The following is a 16175-nucleotide window of genomic DNA, read 5'->3' as shown; positions in this document are numbered from 1 at the left end:
TGCGATATCGATGGGGGTTGGGGGGAGCGTTGCCGACAGAGAAAAACCCCGGAGACACCCCCCAAAAAAAAACCCGCCCGGCCCCCCCCCCCCCCGCTTCCTCGAAGTGAAAGCCCGGCCTACTCCGCCGGTGCGGCCGACATCTCCGGATGCGCGGCATAGTGCTCGCTGGCGCCGAGCTTGCTGGCGGCGAACAGGCCGGCCGCCATCACGGCGTAGGCCAGCGCGACCGCGGGGGTCACGCCAAAGCCGCCGCCGATGCCGACGGCTTCGCCGTGCATGAAGCCGAAATAGGTCAGGATGGCCCCGACCAGCGCAAAGGCGGAGGCCTTCTCGAAATCGCGCTCGATGATGAAGACACCGATGGCGCCGAGGATGAGGCCGCCGAGGATGGAGCCGCCGCCCATCACCTCGAGGCCGTGATAGAACACGCCTTGCTGCGGCAGCGCGGCAATCGCAGCCGTTTTGACTGCGTCGGCCTTGTCCGCCGCCATCCCGCCGACGGTTGTTGCCGCAGTCATGGTCGAGGCCAGCATCGTATCGATCTGAAGCTTGGCCCAGGCGGCAAGGTGCGGGGTCAGCGCCAGCACGATCGCGGGCGCATGCTTGACCGGCGTGGTCTGGAACGCCTGCGCGCCGATCAGCATGCCGATGTAGAGCAGGATCGGCGAGATTGCGACGACGGGCACCAGCGCCAGCAGCACCGAGATGATGCCGAACCAGGACAGCACCACCACCATGATGCCGGTCGCAGCGGAATAACCGATCCGGCCGCCCATCGCCTTCCAGCCGGGATGACCGATATAGACGGCGTTGATGAAGGGATTGCCCATCAGGCAGCCGATCAGGCTGACGACGCCGTCGGCGGTGAGCACCTGCGTGGTCGGATAGTCGTCGCCGGCCGCTTCCGCGCTCTCGACATTGTCCATGGCCTCGACGAGGTCGTAGATCCCGAACGGAATGGCGGTGACCAGGATGATGCCGAGGAATTCAAAGCCGGAGAAGACGTAGCCGAACGCCGGGATCGGCACCGAGAAGCCGAAATTGGCAAAGGCCGCGCCGACACCCGCGATGCTCAACCCGCCGAGGCCGAGCCCGAACAGGTTCGAGCCCCAGGCGATGATCATGCCGGCCGCGATGGCGACAAGGCCCGCGGGAATGCCGCGCCAATATTTCACGCCGCCGAACCAGCTCACCAGGATGATGGCGAAGCAGACGAGACCGATCTGCGGCGTCATGTACATCTCTAACGCTGGCCGCATCGAGATGAAGGTGACGGAGACGCCCGCGAGCGTGCCGAGCAGCGCCGCGCGCGGCGTGATCTTGCGGATGAACGGCGCGATGAAGCCGCCGATCATCAGGATGAAGCTCTGGAAGAACACCCAGACGAGACCCGCCGACCAGCCCTTGAGCGGATCGCCGGTCTTGAGCGTGATCGGCAGCATGATCACGAAGGTGACGATGAACATGTGCGGCACGCTGACGCCCGACGGCAGCGCGCAGACATCGTTGCGGCCGGTCTTCTGGGCGAGGCGGTAGGCGAGATAGGCGTAATAGAAGGTGGAGAGACACATCATCAGCCCCAGCGCGGGCAGGATGCGGCCGAACACGAGGCTATCGGGCATCTTCAGCACGAAGCGCAACAGGCCCGTGAGCACCAGCATGTTGACGAGGATGTTGGTGCCGAAGCCGAACAACGCGTTCCAGTCCCCCGACGTCCATAGCGCCGGCTTGAAGTCCGACTTGTTCAGATCAGAACCGCCGGCCGCCCCCGTCAATGTGCTCATGACAATACCCCTATGTGGTCGAAACCTTCATTGCCTCCAGAACTGCGGCTGAATCCGCGACCCAGCCGAAGATGCCGCCCTGGGCCTTGATCATCTTCAGGCCCATCTCGTGAAACTCGGGGAAGTAGGACGCGCAGCCGTCGGCGATGACGACGCAGCGATAGCCGCGGTCATTGGCCTCGCGCACGGTGGTGTTGACGCACACTTCGGTGGTGACGCCGCACACCAGCAAATTCTCGATGCCGTATTTCTCCAGGACCTCGCCGAGCTCGGTCGCGTAGAACGCCCCCTTGCCGGGCTTGTCGATCACGATTTCGCTGTCGAGCGGATAGAGCTCGGGAATGATGTCGTGGCCGGCTTCGCCGCGAATGAGGATGCGGCCCATCGGACCGGGATCGCCGATGCGAAGGCTCGGCGCGCCGCGCTCGACCTTGGCCGGCGGCGCGTCGGAGAGATCGGGCAGGTGCCCCTCGCGCGTGTGAATAACCAGCATGCCGGTGTCGCGCGCCGCCGTCAGCACCGCGCCGATCGGCTTCACCGCGCGCGCGAGCTGGCTGACGTCGTTGCCCAGCGTCTCGCCGAAGCCGCCGGGCTCCATGAAATCCCGCTGCATATCGATGATGAGAAGCGCGGTAGCGGGCCAGTCGAGCGTGATCGGCTCGGGCTCGGCGCTGACGACGCCTCTTGTCGGCTTGGCTGAGTTCAACATGACGGCCCCGCGAGAACTCTCCTGACCGGGAGTTCTGCAAGCGCCGTGCCATTGTGTACAATTGCGATGGCGCGCGGACGGCGAGGGAATTTGTAGCGTGCTCAGAACGTTAAGCCGGCGATCGGCGTCTGCTCATTCGCTGTGCGACGGCTTCGCGGCGGGCATTTGCCCAAGGGATGAGCGGCCTCCGCCGTCATTCCGGGGCGCGCGCAGCGCGAACCCGGAATCCATCGGGCAGCTATCCGTGAAGCGAAATGGATTCCGGGTTCGACGCTTCGCGTCGCCCCGGAATGACGACAGAGACTACCGCCCGGCCCCATACAGCTGGCGATGCTCTTCCTCATACGCCGCGTAGGACTCCTTCAGCGTTGCCGCGTTGAGCAGCATGGTTGCGACCATCGTGCCCGCTTTGTCGAACACACGCGTCTTGACCCAGGCGCTTTCGGTGCGGCGGCTGCCCGAGAGCGCGACCACTTCGCGCTCGATCTCGTAGTCCTCACCCTCGAACAGCGGACCCTTCACCAGGCGGATCTCCTGGTCTGCGAACAGGCCGACGGCCGGGCCCTTGGCCGGCAGCGGATCGTCCTTGGAGCGGTACTGGAACAGCACGCTCAGCATCTCCATCGGGATGATGGGTTTACCCCACGGATTGTCCACGCCCGAATAGTACGGCGAGCTCTCGGTGATGACGGCGAGCTTCTGCCTCAGCGAGAACGGATAGAGGTCGCCCATGTTCTGGTCGAACGCCATGCGCACCGATTGCCGCTTGCCGGTTTGCGCCACCTTCACATCGCGCAAGATCACGGGATCGGTGAGCGGCTTGAGCTCGCCGAGACGGGCCTCGAGCGCCGTCGCAACCGGCGAATCGCCGACGGATGCGGTGCCGCGCAGCACCTCGGTACCGTCGCGCTTGACCATCTGGATCTGGCACTGGCGCGTGCCGGGCAATGGCTTCGTCAGGATCGCCTGCACCTCTTCGCCCTCGTAGCAGACGCTGCGGTAATGCGCGGAAAGACAGCCTGTCTCGAAGAAGGCGCGCTCCCACAGCCGCTCGCAAAGCGGAGCAAACTGGCTGAAATGCGTCGGCCCCTCGATGGTGCCGCCCTTGAAGCCGAGCTTCTGCGCGGTGGCGTCGTCATGGATCGAGGCGTGCGCGTCGTAGGTCTGCGCCTGCAGCATCTGGCGTGGGCGGCGCCACGGTCCGATCAGGGCCTCGGCCGTCTCCGTGATCTCGGTCTCGAACGCCTTCATGTTTTCCTCCGCGTGCAAGCCATGACTAGCAGGAGCGCCACGGATGCGGCTAGCCGTATTGACTTCGCCGACCCATCCTTTTGACTGTCACAATTCGCGTCGCGCAGCCGCACTCCCTCCCGCAGCGCAAACCTCCCGCCGAACGAAAGACGAGGACTTCCGAATGACGCTGTTGCAGGTCGAGCTGGACGACAAATACCGGCTCGAATCGAAGCGGATCTTCCTGTCCGGCACCCAGGCCCTGGTCCGCCTGCCCATGTTGCAGCGCGAACGCGATCGGCTCCAGGGGCTCAACACCGGCGGCTTCATCTCCGGCTATCGCGGCTCTCCGCTCGGCATGTACGACCACGCGTTGTGGCGGGCGAAGTCGCACCTTCAGCAGCACGACATCGCTTTCGTCCCCGGCTTGAACGAGGACCTCGCCGCAACCGCGGTCTGGGGCAGCCAGCAAGTCGGCCTGTTTCCCGGCGCCAAGGTCGATGGCGTGTTCGGCATCTGGTACGGCAAGGGCCCGGGCGTCGATCGCTCCGTCGATGCGCTCAAGCATGCCAATGCCGCCGGCACCTCGCTTCATGGCGGCGTTCTGGCGCTCGCCGGCGACGACCATGGCTGCCAGTCCTCGACGCTGGCGCATCAGAGCGAGCAGGTGTTCGCGGCGGCGCTGATTCCCGTGATCAACCCCGCAACGCTGCAGGACTATCTCGACCTCGGCCTCTACGGCTTTGCCTTATCACGCTTCTCCGGCTGCTGGGTCGGCTTCAAGGCGATCAGCGAAACCGTCGAGAGTTCGGCCTCGATCGACAGCGATCCCGAGCGTATCCAGATCAAGCTCCCCGACGATTTCGAGATGCCGCCCGGCGGCCTCAACATCCGCTGGCCGGATCCGCCACTCGACGCCGAGAGGCGCCTGTTCGGGCCGAAGATGGCGGCGGTGCAGGCCTTCGCCCGCGCCAACCAGCTCGACCGCATCGTGCTCGATTCCAAGCCGGCGCGGCTCGGCATCGTCGCCACCGGCAAGGCCTATCTCGACCTCCGCCAGGCGCTCGCCGACTTAGGCATCACCGACAAGGATGCGCAGGACCTCGGCCTTCGCATCTACAAGGTCGCGCTGACCTGGCCGCTGGAGGAGAGCGGCGCGAGGCGTTTCGCCGAAGGCCTTCAGGACGTGCTGGTGGTCGAGGAGAAGCGCGGCTTCATCGAAGACCAGCTGATGCGCATCCTCTACAACGTCGATGCATCCCGGCGTCCGACCGTCACGGGCAAGCGCGACGAGCGCGGCGCACCGCTGTTGCCGAGCGAGGGTGAGCTGACGCCGACCATCGTCGCCGGCGCGCTGGTGGCGCGCCTGCGCAAGCTCGGCCATCACAGTCCCGTGCTGGAGCAGCGCCTCGCCCGGCTCGAGGCCTTCGACAACCCGGTCACGACGAGCACGCCGATCAAGCTCGCGCGCACGCCGTTCTTTTGCTCGGGCTGCCCGCACAACACCTCGACGCGCGTGCCCGAGGGCAGCCGCGCCATGGCCGGCATCGGCTGTCACGGCATGGCCCTGAGCATGCCGACCCGCCGCACGGATTTGATCTCGCATATGGGCGCCGAGGGCGTGAACTGGATCGGCCAGTCGCCCTTCACCACCGAAACGCACATCTTCCAGAATCTCGGCGACGGCACCTACACCCATTCCGGGCTGCTCGCCCTTCGCGCGGCTTCGGCCGCCGGCATCAACATCACCTACAAGATCCTCTACAACGACGCCGTCGCGATGACCGGCGGCCAGCCGGCCGAAGGCGCCTTCAACGTCGCGCAGATCGCCCATCAGGTCTGGGCCGAGGGCGTCAAGCGGCTTGCGATCGTGTCCGACGATCCCAGCAAGTATCCGCAAGGCAATTACTTCCCGCAAGGAGCGACCATCCACCACCGCCGCGAACTCGATGCCGTGCAGCGCGAGCTGCGCGACATCAAGGGCCTCACGGTCATCATCTACGACCAGACCTGCGCCGCCGAGAAGCGCCGCCGCCGCAAGCGCGGGCTCTATCCCGATCCGGCCAAGCGCGCCTTCATCAACGAGCTGGTCTGCGAAGGCTGCGGCGACTGCTCGCAGGCCTCGAACTGCGTCTCGGTGCAGCCGCTGGAGACCGAATTCGGCCGCAAGCGCCAGATCGACCAGTCGAACTGCAACAAGGACTTTTCCTGCGTCGAGGGTTTTTGCCCGAGTTTTGTGACTGTGCATGGTGGCAGCCTGAAACGCATGAAGACATCTGCGGTCGATTCCGGGCAGCTGTTCGCCGATTTGCCGCTCCCGCCCGCGCGTGAACTGGACGGGCCCTACAATATCCTCGTCACCGGCATCGGGGGCACCGGCGTCATCACCATCGGCGCCCTGCTCGGCATGGCCGCCCATGTCGACGGCCGCGGCTGCTCGGCGCTCGACTTCACCGGCCTGTCGCAGAAGAACGGCGCGGTGATGAGCCATGTGCGCATCGCACGGAGGCCGGAGGACATCTCCGCGGTCCGCATCACCACCGGTGGCGCCGACGTCATCCTCGGCTGCGATATGATCGTCTCGGCAGGGTCGACGGCGCTGAGCCGCGCCGAGCGCGGCGTGACCAAGGCCTATATCAACGCCGATCTGCAGCCGACCGCGAGCTTCGTGCAAAACCCCGATCTCGATTTCGAGATGGGCGCGATGCAGACGGTGCTGCGCGACGCCATCGGCGACAACAACCTCGACATCATCGACGCGACCGGCATTGCCGCGGCGCTGATGGGCGATTCCATCGCGACCAACCCCTTCATGCTCGGCTTTGCCTTCCAGAAGGGCGCGATCCCGCTGTCGTTGGAGGCGCTGCTCCGTGCCATCGAGATCAACGGCGCCGCCATCGAGATGAACAAGCTCGCCTTCACCTGGGGCCGGCTCGCTGCTCACGACATGTCGCGCGTGCGCAGCGTGCTCCAGTTCAAGGCGAGAGCGTCCGCCCCAGTGAAATCGCTCGACGACATCATCGCGACGCGCGCGGAGTTCTTGACCGGCTATCAGAACAAAGCCTATGCCGACCGCTACCTTGCAGCAATTGCCAAGGTGCGCAAAGCGGAGAGCGCGGCTTCGGCCGGATCAACCGAGCTCACCAAAGCGGTCGCAAAGAACCTGTTCAAGCTGATGTCCTACAAGGACGAATACGAGGTCGCCCGGCTCTACACCGACGGCAGTTTTGCCGAGAGAGTGTCCGAAAAATTCGATGGTGACTTCACGCTGAAGTACCATCTGGCGCCGCCGATCTTCGCCAAGCGCGACAAGGCGACCGGACATCTGCAGAAGCAGGAGTTCGGCAGCTGGATGATCCACGCTTTCCGCCTGCTCGCCAGGCTGAAATTCCTGCGTGGCACCGCGTTCGATCCGTTCGGCCGCACCGAGGAGCGCCGGACCGAACGGAAACTGATCGCGGATTATCTGGCGATGATCGATCAGCGGCTTGTTAAGCTGAAGGCAGAGCAGATCCCGCTGCTGACGCGCCTCGCGCGCGTGCCGGAAACCATCCGCGGCTTCGGCCACGTCAAGGAAGCGAACATCAAGCTGGCGGCGGCCGAGACGGCGCGACTGGAAGCGGAGCTGGAGAACAGCCGCTTCGCCGCGGCGGCGGAGTAGAGGGGGAAAGCCCCAGCTCTCTCCCCGTCATTTCGAGGAGCCGTTGCGACGAAGCAATCCAGAGTCGAGACAGTCTGGATTGCTTCGCTTCGCTCGCAATGACGAGATCGTCGACACGCGCTCGCCACACATTCTGCATCATCGCTTGACTTGCCGATTCAGTACAGTTCAGCGCGCCGGCTTGCGCTCGATCGGGCCGATATCGATCGCCCGCAGGCGGCCGAGGCGCAGCACGTCCATGGCGAGCCGCCGCCCGATCCGGTCGCGGTCGAGCACGCGGATCAGATCGTCGACCCCGTTGATCTCGACGCCGTCGAGCCTGATGACGACGTCGCCTGGCAACAGGCCTGCCTTCGCCGCCGGTCCATCCGGCTCGATCTGCATCAGAAGCGCGCCCATCTTGTTCTCGACCCCGGCCAGCACCGCGTGCCGCCGCGGGACCGGCGCGGTCTGCCCGGCGACACCGATATAGGCGCGGCGGACATAGCCGTGGCGGATGATCTCCGACAGCACGAATTGCGCGGTGTTGCTGGCGACTGCAAAACAGATTCCTTGCGCGCCGTTGATGATGGCGGTGTTGATGCCGATCACCTCGGCATGCGACGACACCAGCGGACCGCCGGAATTGCCGGGATTGAGCGCGGCATCGGTCTGGATCACGTCCTCGATGGTGCGCCCGCTCACCGAGCGGATCGAGCGGCCGAGCGCCGAGACTACGCCGGCCGTCACGGTCGATTCGAAGCCGAGCGGATTGCCGATCGCGATCACGAGCTGGCCGCGCCGCAACGTCTTGGAATTGCCGAGCGCGGCATAGGGCAAGTGCCGCACGCCATTGGCGCGCAGCAACGCTAGATCCGTGTCGGGATCGACGCCGAGCACCTGGGCATCGCCGACATGGCCCTCGACGTCGCGCAGCCGGATCTCCTTCGACGTGCCGACCACATGGCTGTTGGTGAGCACGAGTCCATCCGGCGAGATCACGATGCCGGAGCCGAGCCCGCCGCGCTCGCGGCCGTTCGGCACCTTGGGGCCGGTCTCGACGCGCACGACCGCAGGGCCGACGCGATCGGTGACGTCGATCACGGCATTGGAATAGGCGTCCAGCAACGCCCGGTCATCGACCGGGGCGGCCGCATTCGTTCGCGATGACGGGGTGTCATCGGCGATATCTGAGGTGAAGTCCAACATGGCAAGAGTCCTTGGAGGCTCACACAGATGGTGGCCTGATCCCTGCCGCGCAAGGTTCGCGTGTGGGGCGCAGGGCTGGCCTGCCCAGATGGCTAGGGCGCCCGCCTCAGCGAGCCGCCTCTCGCCTTGACCGGATCGAGCAGCGACCAGTCCCCTTCCGGAAGTACATGGCCCTTGGGGAAAGGCGCGCGCAGCTCGAGCCCCAGCGAGCCCAGCACGCGGTCATCGCGGTAATAGCATTGCAGCACGACACGGACGAGGGTTGCGGCGGCGGCACCGCCGGAGGCGCGGAACTGCTGGGCAACGCCGTCACGTGCGGCGGGCTCGAGATCGGCCAACGGCATGCCGGCAAGGCGCGCCAAATGATCCAGCGCCGCCACGACCAGTTTGGTGTCGCGGCCCAGCGTTGCGAGGATGTCGGCCTGGATGATGTCGTCATCGGCGCCCGGAACGCGATATTCCTCGCTTCGCGGAATGATCATCGCGGCGATGGTGCGGAGGTCATCGCGCTGCCGCGGCGTGAGGGCGAGTTGATCAGACATGGCGTGCTCTTCCAACACTCGTGCGGCGATGAAGGTCTGCTCCCTCCCCCGCTTGCGGGGGAGGGTTGGGGAGAGGGTGTCTCCACGGAGGGATTCCCCCAGAGGAGGGAGCCCTCACCCGGCGCTTCGCGCCGACCTCTTCCGCAAGCGGGAGAGGTGCACTGAGGTTGCCGCTCTCTTCGATCCGCATCATGGTCAATCGAACAGATTGGCGAGGCGCTGCTTCATCTGGTCGGCGATGTAGAGCGCGAGGGCCTGGATGGTGGAGGTCGGGTTCACGCCGCCCGAGGTGACGAAGATGCTGCCGTCGACGATGAAGAGGTTCTTCACGTCGTGCGAGCGGCCCCATTCGTTGACGACGGAGCGCTCGGGATCGGTGCCCATCCGCGCGGTGCCGAGCAGGTGCCAGCCGCCCCAGGGGATCGGCGAGTTGACGCAGATGTCGCTCGCGCCGGCCGTTTCGAGAAACTCGCGGCCGCGCGCCAGCGCATGCTCCATCATCTTCCGGCTGTTCTCGCTGATGGTGTAGTCGACCTTCGGTGCGGGAATGCCGTGACTGTCCTTCAGCACCGGATCGAGCGTGACGCGATTGTGCTCCTCCGGCAGATCCTCGCAGATAGCGGAGAATCCCAGCCGGTGGCCGTTGAGCTTGCGGAAGACGCGGTGATGATCCTCGCCCCAGGGCAAGATGCCCTTCTGCTCGCTGACCACGGCCTCGAATACCGGCCCGGCCCCGCGCACGAACTGCACGCCATAGCCGCGCACGAAACCGCGCGACAGGTCGGTGTCGTACCATTGCTTGCTCCACAGGCAGGTCGGCGGCGCGCGGTTGGAGTCGGTCGGCTCCTTCACATAGCCGTAGATCTGCGCATAGGGATGGAACATCAAATTCTTGCCGACGAGACCCGACGAATTGGCGAGACCGTTGGGGAAGCGGCCGGACGCCGAGTTGAGCAGCAGCCGCGGCGTGCCGACGCCGTTGCAGGCGATGATGACGACATGCGCGGGCTGAAACTCCTCGATGCCGTCCTTGTCGTAATAGACCACGCCAGAAGCCATGCCGTTCTCGTCGGTGGTGATCTCGCGCACCCGGCAATGCGTGCGCAGCTCGACGCCGGCGCGGATCGCATGCGGCCAATAGGTGATGTCGGTGGAGGATTTTGCGCCTTGCGCGCAGGCCGGCGTGCAATGGCCGAGATTGATGCAGCGCGCCCGGCCCTCATAGTCCATCGTCGCGACCGTGGTGTCCGACGGCCACCAGTGCCAGCCGAGCTTGTTCATGGCCTTGCCGATGATGGCGCCGGACAGGCCCATCGGCTGCTGCGGCATCGGCGGATGCGTCAGCGGCGACAGGGGATCGCCTGACAGGCCCGACGTGCCCATCATGCGGTCGTTCTCTTCGAAGAACGGAGTCAATGCGTCGTAATCGATCGGCCAGTCGTCGGCGACGCCGTCGAGCGTCTTCACCTTGAAATCGGAGGGATGCAGCCGCGGCCAGTGCGCGGTGTACATCACCGTCGAGCCGCCGACCGCGTTGTAGTTCACGACCTTGATCGGAGAGTTGTCGTCGTTGATCGGGTAGTCCTCGGGTCGGCCGCGAACGTTGGGGCTCGACGACCATTCGCCGTAGAACTTGGCCTCCCAGTCGCGGCCCGTGCTGGGATATTCCGCCGGGTTCATCCAGCCGCCCTGCTCCAGGCAGAGGATGTGCATCTTGGTCTCGGCCAGCGACCACGCCACCGCCGCGCCCGAAGCGCCGGCGCCGATGATCAGGACGTCCACGGGGTCTTTCATCGAAACCTTGTCCTCCCCCTCGCCGCTTACCGGGCGATTCGGCCTTGCGCGCTTCGCGGGGCCGGCGAACGATACGGGCAGAGCGACGGCGGAGTAAAGCCGCGGGGCCGGAATGTCGCACTTCGCAAGGCGCAGACCATTGGTCTTGCCACATCCGGATGCTAGGAACGGGGCGCACGAGCCATCGATAGCGAGACCGTATGTCCTTCCAGAAATTCTTTGCCGCCGCCCGCGCTTTTGCGCTCGTTTCGTTTCTCGCCTTGTCCGGATTTCTGGCCTCGTCCGGACCGGTTTCCGCGCTGACCGGCGCCGCGACGGCCCGTGACGGCAACTCGGTCCAGCTCGGCGACGTCACCTACCGGCTCGACGGCGTCGACGCGCCGGAGCTCGACCAGGTCTGCATCGACGATCACGCCGATCCCTGGACCTGCGGCATCGAGGCCCGCGACCAGCTGGCGAAGCTGATCAACAAGCGCACGGTGCGATGTAACGATGTCGGACCCGAGAAGAGCTTTGGCAAGCGGCACCGCGCCATCTGCACGGCCGAAGGCGACAAGGCCAGCTTGAACGAGCAGCTGATCAAGCTCGGCTTTGCCCTCGCACGCGAGCCGATCAAGGCCAACGTCAAGCCCGCAGCCAACGAGGCCAAGGCGACCGCGGCCGGGATCTGGAAGGGCTGCTTTGTTGCGCCGCAAGATTTCCGCAGCGGCAAGAAGGACGGCGCACTCTTGGGCGCCGCCTGCCGGCCCGACCGCGACAAGGAGATCCGCGCCATCCTGTTTCCGGAGGAGCTGACCATGCCCCCCAGCTGCAGCATCAAGGGCAAGCTCGCGGTGCGCGCCCGCGTCACCGGCAATATCGGCATCTACCATCTGCGCGGATGCCCGAGCTATCCCGCCACCACGACACCGGACCGCTGGTTCTGCTCGGAGGACGATGCCCAGGCGGCCGGCTTCCGCAAGGCCTACAACTGCCGCCGGCCAAGGTGAGCAAGTTCCCTCACGCACCCGTGAGTAGTAGTCCGAGACCGTATTGATCCGGAATTGAACCCCTTTGCGACTTGTTGCACTTATGAAGGTACGCAAGCGCTTCGCGCGAGCGTTTCCTTGGCAACAATCCGGCTCCGGCCGATTGTCTTTGCTTGGGCGTTTCCTCCCTAGACTTGGGCCGCTTGTCACAAACAAGTGGCCCTTTCTTTTGGACGGTCCGTCACTGCATCCGCATGATGTGGTCCATGGGCGGCATGTTGGCATTCAGATTCGCCATGATCCAGACGCTGCCCCCGATCACGAGGAAAACGACGAAAAGGCCGAAGGCGAGCGCCAGCACGTTGTTGGTGTTGTCAGGTCCGGTGGTGATGTGCAGGAAGAACACCAAGTGCACGCCCATCTGCGCGATCGCCAGCACGATCAGCGCGACGGGGATCGACGGTTGCCAGACCAGGTCCGTGCCGGCGATAAAGAACGACGTCGCCGTGAGCAGCAGCGCCAGGACGAGGCCGACAACGTAACCGAGGATGCGGGTGCCGACGCTGTGTTGTTCTTCCTCGCCCGGCGCGAGGTCGTGTTTGACGGTTCCATGCGTCTGCTCACTCATGGCGCACTCCCGAGCAGGTAAACGACTGAGAACACGGCGACCCAGATGATGTCGAGCGCGTGCCAGAACAGCGCAAAGCACGTCATCCGGCGCAAAATGTCGGCACGAAAGCCTTTGGCGAACACCTGGGCCATCATGGTGAGCAGCCACAGCACGCCGGCCGAGACGTGAAGCCCATGGCAGCCGACCAGCGAGAAGAACGCGGTCAGAAACGCACTTCGCGACGGGCCATAGCCGCGCGCGATGAGGTCGGCAAATTCGCGGAACTCGAGGACCAGGAATATCAGCCCGAGCACGCAGGTCGCGGTCATGCTGAGATAGAACCAGAACCGGTTGCGCACGTCGGCGGCGATGCTGGCCATGCCGCAGGTGAAGCTCGAGAGCAGTAGGCAGACGGTCTCGATCGCGACGTATCTCGGCTCGAAGATCTCCGCGCCCTTCGGGCCGCCGGCGGTCTGGCCCGACAGCACCGCATAGGCCGCGAAGAAGCAGGAGAACATCACGATGTCGGAGAGCAGGAAGATCCAGAAGCCGTAGGCGGTCACGATCCGCTTCGGCGCGGGGCCGGGATGCTCGACGACGAGGCCGATGTGATGGGGATCGGCGTGCGCGCGGCCTGCAGTCGCGGTCATCGCCATCAGACCGCTCCCGCCATGCTGACGAGGTTGCGCCGTTCCTCGATGTTGCTGCGATCGATGCGGGCGACCTCCTCGGCGGGGATGACGTATTCGTCATGGTCGCGCCAGGCGAACACGACGAAGGTTGCCCAAGCGCCCAAGCCTCCCACGATCACCATCCACCAGATGTGCCAGATCAGCGCGAATCCCATGATGGTGGCGAAGAAGGCACAGACGAACCCGGTCGGGGAATTCCGGGGCATCTCGATGTCCTGATATTCCGGCGCCTCATGCGCGAGCGACTGCTGCTTCGCGCGCGCCTTCATGTCCCAATAGGCGTCCTCGCCGCGCACATCGGGGTTGAACGCGAAGTTGAACACCGGGGGCGGCGACGAGGTCGCCCATTCCAGCGAGCGCCCGTCCCAGGGATCGCCGGTGCGGTCCCGCAGCGCCTCGCGATTGCGGATGCTGACCACGAGCTGCACGATCTGGCAGATCACGCCCATGGTCAGCACGGCCATGCCGAATGCAGCGACGATCATCCAGGGCCGCCAGGCCGCGACGTCATAGTGCTGCATGCGCCGCGTCATGCCGAGCATGCCGGCAATGTACAGCGGCATGAAGGTGACGTAGAAGCCCGTGAGAGTGAACCAGAACGCCGCCTTGCCCCAGCGCTCGTCGAGACGAAAGCCGAACGCCTTCGGAAACCAATATTCGAGGCCGGCGAAAGCGCCGAACAGCACGCCGCCGATGATGACGTTGTGGAAGTGCGCCACCAGGAACATGCTGTTATGGAGGATGAAATCGGCCGGCGGCACCGCGAGCAGGACGCCGGTCAACCCGCCGATGATGAAGGTCACCATGAAGCCGACCGACCACAGCATCGGCGTCGCAAAACGGATGCGGCCGCCATACATCGTGAACAGCCAATTGTAGATCTTCACGCCGGTCGGTACCGCGATGATCATGCTGGCGATGCCGAAGATGGCGTTGACGTCGGGCCCCGCCCCCATCGTGAAGAAATGGTGCAGCCAGACCATGAAGGAGATCACGCAGATCGCCATGGTCGCGAGCACCATGGAGCGGTAGCCGAACAGAGCCTTGCCGGAGAAGGTCGAGACCACCTCGGAGAAGATGCCGAAGGCGGGCAGCACCAGGATGTAGACCTCGGGATGACCCCAGGCCCAGATCAGGTTCATGAACATCATGACGTTGCCGCCAGCCTCGTTGGTGAAGAAGTGGAAGCCGAGGTAGCGGTCGAGCAGCAGCATTGCGAGCGTCGCGGTGAGGATCGGGAACGCCGCGACGATGAGGAGGTTCGAGGCCAGCGTGGTCCAGCAGAACATCGGCATGCGCAGGTAGTTCATCCCCTTCGTGCGCAGCTTCAGCACGGTGGTGACGAGATTGATGCCGGCCACCAGCGTGCCGATCCCGGAGATCTGCAGCGACCAGGCGTAATAGTCGACGCCGACGCCGGGCGAGTAGGACAATTCCGACAGCGGCGGAAAGGCGAGCCAGCCGGTGCGCGCGAATTCGCCGACGACGAGCGAGATATTGACCAGGAGCGCGCCGGTCGCCGTCAGCCAGAAGCCGACCGAATTGAGCGTCGGGAAGGCGACGTCGCGCACGCCGAGCTGGAGCGGTACGACGAGGTTCATCAGCCCGATCACGAACGGCATCGCCACGAAGAAGATCATGATGGTGCCGTGCGCGGAGAAGATCTGGTTGTAGTGCTCCGGCGGCAGATAGCCCTGCGACTGATATGCCACGGCCTGCTGGATCCGCATCATGATGGCGTCGCTGCCGCCGCGCAGCAACATCACCGAGGCGAGCAGGATGTACATGACGCCGATGCGCTTGTGATCGACGCTGGTGATCCATTCGCGCCAGAGATAGGGCAGATGTCCCTTCACCACGACCCAGCCCAGCACGCCGAGGATCGCGGCCAGCACCACCGCGCCGGCGACGAGCGGAATCGGCTGGTCGAGCGGGATGGCCGACCAATCGAGCTTACCGAGCATGATGGCCTCCACTGTGCGACCGGCCCGCTTCGGACACGCGCTCCGGCCCTGGCCCGGGCGGAATGTGCTGGGTCGCGATCAGATCGAACAGGCGCGGATCGTCGAGGCGGTAGACGGGCCTGCCCTTCTCGATGCCCTGCTGCATCAGCTTCTTGTAGCTGTCCTCGTTCAGCACCGCGTCGGTCTTCGCCGTATTCGCCACCCAGTCCGGGAAGGCGAGCGGCGAGATCACGTTGACGTCGAACATCATGTCCGGAAAGCCGTCGCCGGAGAAATGCGCGGACAGGCCCTGAAGCTTGCCTTCGTTGTCGGCGCGCAGGTTCAGCTTCGTCACCATGCCGTTCATGGTGTAGATCATGCTGCCGAGCTGCGGGATGAAGAACGTGTTCATCACGCTCGACGACGTCAGCTGGAAATTCAGCTCGGCGCCCGCCGGCACCGTCAGCGTGTTGACGGTGGCGATGCGTTGATCCGGATAGATGAAGAGCCATTTCCAGTCGAGCGAGACGGCCTGGATCCGCACCGGGCTGCCGGTGCCCGGCACGGGCGCGGCGGGATCGAGCTGGTGCGAGCCGATCCAGGCGACGCCGCCGAGCAGGATCACGGTGAGCGCCGGAATAGACCACACCACCATCTCGACGCGACCGGAATAGACGAAGTCCGGCTGGTAGCGCGCCCTCGGGTTCGAGGCGCGAAACCAGAACGCGAAAGCCAGAATCGCGAAAATGGTCGGCACCACGATCACCAGCATGATGAAGACGGAATCGATCAGGATGGTGCTGTTGGCAGCAGCCACAGGCCCTTGCGGATCGAGCAGATTCATCGGCAAGCCACTGGTGGTTGGGAAGCCCCGGGACTGAGCCTAGCGCGGGAAAGGCTCGGCGACAAACGCAGCGACGTCGGATCGGTTCCTGGCGTGCTTCGGCCAGCCACGCGCCATGGACCGGCCGCCACATGCAATTCCGTGTGATGTCAATGACATGAACGCGGAAAGCGCGCTCTTCTCTCCCAGGAGCGCGATTGCTAATCT

The 16175-nt window shown here is 65.0% G+C and carries 12 protein-coding genes; 2 read left to right on the top strand and 10 right to left on the bottom strand.

Going from position 1 to position 16175, the window contains the following annotated elements; translation table 11 throughout:
• Positions 1 to 119: 119 nt before the first annotated feature.
• The 3 genes from AC24YW_RS26695 to AC24YW_RS26685 form a co-directional block, all read right to left on the bottom strand.
• Complete coding sequence (locus AC24YW_RS26695) at positions 120 to 1787, bottom strand: regulator (protein ID WP_487485520.1); 1668 nt, start codon at positions 1785 to 1787, stop codon at positions 120 to 122.
• 10 nt (positions 1788 to 1797) lie between these two features.
• Positions 1798 to 2496, bottom strand: a complete 699-nt coding sequence (locus AC24YW_RS26690) for a cysteine hydrolase family protein (RefSeq protein WP_225139651.1) — start codon at positions 2494 to 2496, stop codon at positions 1798 to 1800.
• A 303-nt stretch (positions 2497 to 2799) separates the two neighbouring features.
• A complete protein-coding gene (locus AC24YW_RS26685; protein WP_487485519.1) occupies positions 2800 to 3747 on the bottom strand; it encodes a hypothetical protein in 948 nt (315 codons plus the stop codon).
• Positions 3748 to 3910: 163 nt separating this feature from the next.
• Between AC24YW_RS26685 and AC24YW_RS26680 the strand changes: the two genes are divergently transcribed.
• Positions 3911 to 7387 carry an indolepyruvate ferredoxin oxidoreductase family protein gene (locus AC24YW_RS26680; protein WP_487485518.1) on the top strand — a complete coding sequence of 1159 codons (3477 nt, stop codon included), beginning with the start codon at positions 3911 to 3913 and terminating at the stop codon, positions 7385 to 7387.
• A gap of 168 nt (positions 7388 to 7555) precedes the next feature.
• Here the strand turns inward: AC24YW_RS26680 and AC24YW_RS26675 are convergent, their stop codons facing one another.
• The 3 genes from AC24YW_RS26675 to AC24YW_RS26665 all read right to left on the bottom strand — a co-directional run bounded on the left by AC24YW_RS26675 (position 7556) and on the right by AC24YW_RS26665 (position 10911).
• Positions 7556 to 8575 (bottom strand): S1C family serine protease, encoded by a 1020-nt coding sequence (locus AC24YW_RS26675; protein ID WP_487485517.1) that lies wholly within the window; start codon positions 8573 to 8575, stop codon positions 7556 to 7558.
• A 92-nt stretch (positions 8576 to 8667) separates the two neighbouring features.
• Entirely contained in the window at positions 8668 to 9117 is a 450-nt protein-coding gene (locus AC24YW_RS26670) for a hypothetical protein (protein WP_487485516.1), read from the bottom strand.
• Positions 9118 to 9312: 195 nt separating this feature from the next.
• Entirely contained in the window at positions 9313 to 10911 is a 1599-nt protein-coding gene (locus tag AC24YW_RS26665; RefSeq protein WP_487485515.1) for a GMC family oxidoreductase, read from the bottom strand.
• Positions 10912 to 11111: 200 nt separating this feature from the next.
• Here AC24YW_RS26665 and AC24YW_RS26660 point away from each other — a divergent pair, with 200 nt between their 5' ends.
• Positions 11112 to 11900, top strand: coding sequence for a thermonuclease family protein (locus tag AC24YW_RS26660; RefSeq protein ID WP_487485514.1), 789 nt, complete (start codon positions 11112 to 11114; stop codon positions 11898 to 11900).
• Between the two features lie 220 nt (positions 11901 to 12120).
• Here the strand turns inward: AC24YW_RS26660 and cyoD are convergent, their stop codons facing one another.
• The 4 genes from cyoD to AC24YW_RS26640 are packed head-to-tail and all read right to left on the bottom strand — an operon-like array spanning position 12121 to position 15968.
• Positions 12121 to 12507, bottom strand: a complete 387-nt coding sequence (gene cyoD / locus AC24YW_RS26655) for a cytochrome o ubiquinol oxidase subunit IV (RefSeq protein WP_487485513.1) — start codon at positions 12505 to 12507, stop codon at positions 12121 to 12123.
• Positions 12504 to 13145: a cytochrome (ubi)quinol oxidase subunit III gene (locus tag AC24YW_RS26650; RefSeq protein WP_487485512.1), complete on the bottom strand. Its 642-nt coding sequence runs from the start codon at positions 13143 to 13145 to the stop codon at positions 12504 to 12506. The genes cyoD and AC24YW_RS26650 overlap by 4 nt, the downstream gene beginning before the upstream one ends.
• Positions 13145 to 15145 carry a cytochrome o ubiquinol oxidase subunit I gene (cyoB, locus tag AC24YW_RS26645; RefSeq protein ID WP_487485511.1) on the bottom strand — a complete coding sequence of 667 codons (2001 nt, stop codon included), beginning with the start codon at positions 15143 to 15145 and terminating at the stop codon, positions 13145 to 13147. The genes AC24YW_RS26650 and cyoB overlap by 1 nt, the downstream gene beginning before the upstream one ends.
• Positions 15135 to 15968: a cytochrome ubiquinol oxidase subunit II family protein gene (locus AC24YW_RS26640; protein ID WP_487485510.1), complete on the bottom strand. Its 834-nt coding sequence runs from the start codon at positions 15966 to 15968 to the stop codon at positions 15135 to 15137. Before AC24YW_RS26640 ends, cyoB begins: the two co-directional genes overlap by 11 nt.
• Positions 15969 to 16175: the final 207 nt, after the last annotated feature.

This window comes from Bradyrhizobium sp. USDA3516 (assembly GCF_057651995.1).
Note: the sequence above shows the minus strand (reverse complement) of the source record. Positions and strands in the feature narration are given on the sequence as shown.

Coding starts and splice junctions, on each gene's coding strand:
- AC24YW_RS26695 (WP_487485520.1), bottom strand. CDS start 1,787: ATGAGCACATTGACGGGGGCGGCCGGCGGTTCTGATCTGAACAAGTCG.
- AC24YW_RS26690 (WP_225139651.1), bottom strand. CDS start 2,496: ATGTTGAACTCAGCCAAGCCGACAAGAGGCGTCGTCAGCGCCGAGCCC.
- AC24YW_RS26685 (WP_487485519.1), bottom strand. CDS start 3,747: ATGAAGGCGTTCGAGACCGAGATCACGGAGACGGCCGAGGCCCTGATC.
- AC24YW_RS26680 (WP_487485518.1), top strand. CDS start 3,911: ATGACGCTGTTGCAGGTCGAGCTGGACGACAAATACCGGCTCGAATCG.
- AC24YW_RS26675 (WP_487485517.1), bottom strand. CDS start 8,575: ATGTTGGACTTCACCTCAGATATCGCCGATGACACCCCGTCATCGCGA.
- AC24YW_RS26670 (WP_487485516.1), bottom strand. CDS start 9,117: ATGTCTGATCAACTCGCCCTCACGCCGCGGCAGCGCGATGACCTCCGC.
- AC24YW_RS26665 (WP_487485515.1), bottom strand. CDS start 10,911: ATGAAAGACCCCGTGGACGTCCTGATCATCGGCGCCGGCGCTTCGGGC.
- AC24YW_RS26660 (WP_487485514.1), top strand. CDS start 11,112: ATGTCCTTCCAGAAATTCTTTGCCGCCGCCCGCGCTTTTGCGCTCGTT.
- cyoD (WP_487485513.1), bottom strand. CDS start 12,507: ATGAGTGAGCAGACGCATGGAACCGTCAAACACGACCTCGCGCCGGGC.
- AC24YW_RS26650 (WP_487485512.1), bottom strand. CDS start 13,145: ATGGCGATGACCGCGACTGCAGGCCGCGCGCACGCCGATCCCCATCAC.
- cyoB (WP_487485511.1), bottom strand. CDS start 15,145: ATGCTCGGTAAGCTCGATTGGTCGGCCATCCCGCTCGACCAGCCGATT.
- AC24YW_RS26640 (WP_487485510.1), bottom strand. CDS start 15,968: ATGAATCTGCTCGATCCGCAAGGGCCTGTGGCTGCTGCCAACAGCACC.